Origin of the sequence: Arsenicicoccus sp. UBA2120, from assembly GCF_002330965.1 — a bacterium.
GTDB classification, from domain to species: Bacteria; Actinomycetota; Actinomycetes; order Actinomycetales; family Dermatophilaceae; genus Arsenicicoccus; species Arsenicicoccus bolidensis.
Genome location: NZ_DCYC01000057.1, coordinates 66,734 through 69,170 on the forward strand (window position 1 = coordinate 66,734; position 2,437 = coordinate 69,170).

Annotated in this window: 2 protein-coding genes; both read left to right on the forward strand. The window is 68.4% G+C overall.

The window, feature by feature from the left end:
• Positions 1-77 precede the first annotated feature (77 nt).
• The gene (locus B2P18_RS08620) at positions 78-1,787 is read left to right on the forward strand and encodes a cytochrome b (RefSeq protein ID WP_286958036.1); all 1,710 of its coding nucleotides are present in this window, start codon (positions 78-80) and stop codon (positions 1,785-1,787) included.
• Between the two features lie 214 nt (positions 1,788-2,001).
• Positions 2,002-2,355, forward strand: a complete 354-nt coding sequence (locus B2P18_RS08625) for a metallopeptidase family protein (protein ID WP_286958037.1) — start codon at positions 2,002-2,004, stop codon at positions 2,353-2,355.
• The last annotated feature ends 82 nt before the right edge of the window (positions 2,356-2,437 follow it).

Here is a 2,437-nt window from a genome sequence, read left to right on the forward strand (position 1 = left end):
GTGGACGACGAGGGCTACCTCGTCGCCGACTCTGGATTCGCCGAGGCAGTGGGCCCGAGCTTCTGGGAGCGTGGCTGATGAGCAGCAGCACTCGATCGACCAACGACCTGAGGACCGACGACATCCGCGAGGTCCGCACGGCGCGCAAGCCCGGTGGCCTGGCCGGTGTCGGTGGCTGGGTCGACGACCGCACCGGCGCCGCCAAGGGCGTCCGCTACATGATGAGCAAGGTCTTCCCGGACCACTGGTCGTTCATGCTCGGCGAGGTCGCGATGTACTCCATGATCATCTGCCTGATCACCGGAGTCTTCCTGACCATGTGGTTCGTCCCGAGCGCCGGCCACGTGGAGTACAACGGGTCCTACGTCCCGCTCAAGGGCATCCACATGTCCGAGGCCTACCGCTCGACGCTGGACATCTCGTTCGACGTCCGCGGCGGTCTGCTCATCCGTCAGATCCACCACTGGGCGGCCCTGATCTTCGTGGTCGCGCTGGTCGTCCACATGTTCCGGGTGTTCTTCACCGGCGCCTTCCGCAAGCCGCGTGAGATCAACTGGGTCATCGGCGCGCTCATGGCCATGCTCGCGCTGGTCGAGGGCTTCGCCGGCTACTCCCTCCCCGACGACCTGCTGTCGGGCACGGGTCTGCGCGCCGCGCAGGGCTTCATGCTGACCATCCCGGTCATCGGCTCCTACTTCGTCTACTTCCTCTTCGGCGGCACCTTCCCCGGCGAGGCGATCATCCCCCGGCTCTTCGCCGCCCACGTGCTCCTGCTCCCGGCGATCCTCGTCGGTCTGCTGGCCGCGCACCTCATCCTGGTGATGGTCCACAAGCACACGCAGTACCCCGGGCCGGGCCGCACCAACGACAACGTCGTGGGCTACCCGCTGATGCCGGTCTACACCGCCAAGGCGGGCGGGTTCTTCTTCATCGTCTTCGGCATCACCGCCCTCATCTCGAGCCTGTTCTCGATCAACGCGATCTGGAACTACGGCCCCTACGACCCGACCCAGGTGACCGCGGGGTCGCAGCCTGACTGGTACATGGGCTTCGCCGACGGAGCCCTGCGCCTCATGCCCGGCTGGACCGAGGTCACGGTCGGCGGCTACACGCTGACCTACGGCGTGCTCATCGGCTCGCTGCTGCTGCTGCCCCTCGTCTACGTCCTGCTCGGTGCCTACCCGTTCTTCGAGCGCTGGATCACCGGCGACAACCGCGAGCACCACCTGCTGCAGCGTCCCCGCAACGCCCCGACCCGCACGGCGATCGGCCTGGCCGCCATCACGGCCTACACCGTCCTGTGGGCGGCCGCGGGCAACGACCTGATCGCCACCCACCTGCACCTGTCGATCAACGACATCACGTGGTTCCTGCGGATCGGCTTCTTCGTCCTCCCCGTCCTGGCGTTCTGGGTCACCAAGCGCGTCTGCATCTCGCTGCAGCGCCGCGACCGCGACCTGGTGCTCCACGGACGCGAGACCGGTCGGATCATCCGGGACGCAGACGGCAGGTTCACGGAGAAGCACGAGGACATCGACGAGTACACCCGGTGGAACCTTGTCCAGCACGAGGCGCACCGCCCCCTCGAGCTCGGGGACGCCACCGATGCTCACGGGATCCCGCGGCCTGGCACGACCTCGGACAAGAGGCGCGCACGCCTGTCGCGCTTCTTCTTCGAGGACGACATCCAGCCTGTCACCCCGCGCGACGTCGCCGCCGCGCACCACGACGGGCACGGCCATGAGGCGATCGAGGGTCAGCGCACCGCCGAGGTCGAGCGGCACTGACGCCGGAGTCCTGGTACCACGTACCGACACCGACGAATCCGTAGATGGGCGTCCTCCCCCGGGAGGACGCCCATCTCGTCGTCTGGGTCCGCTGAGCCCGTTGGGTCCGCTGAGCCTGCAGGGCAGACCGCTCGCTGCCGGGCGCCTGCGGACGGACCATGCCTGCTCGGGCCGGGAGGCAACAGCCGTCAGGCGGACGTGGGAGGCTGGTGCCATGCCCGTGACCGTGGACGACGCGACCTTCGACGCGGCTGTCGGGGATGCGCTCGACGACGTGCCGCAGGAGCTGATGGCCCTGCTCGACAACGTCGTCTTCCTGGTCGAGGACGAGCCCCCGGAGGACCTCGGCGACCTGCTGGGCCTCTACGAGGGCACGCCGCTGACGGAGCGTGGCTGGGGTCTCGGGGGCATGCTGCCGGACCGGATCTACCTCTACCGCGGGCCGCTTTCCCGCCTGTGCGAGGACCTCGAGGATCTGCGGGACGGGGTCACCGTGACGGTCGTGCACGAGATCGCCCATCACTTCGGCATCGACGACGAGCGTCTCCACGCGATGGGCTGGGGCTGACAGGGGGCGTCGGCCGAGGACATCCAGGCCGTATGCCGGGAGCCCACCCGGCACCTCGGTTGATAGAGCCCCGTTGAGTGGT

What these genes read in the sequence shown, in the direction of transcription:
- B2P18_RS08620 (WP_286958036.1), top strand. Translation starts at nt 78, where the DNA reads ATGAGCAGCAGCACTCGATCGACCAACGACCTGAGGACCGACGACATC.
- B2P18_RS08625 (WP_286958037.1), top strand. Translation starts at nt 2,002, where the DNA reads ATGCCCGTGACCGTGGACGACGCGACCTTCGACGCGGCTGTCGGGGAT.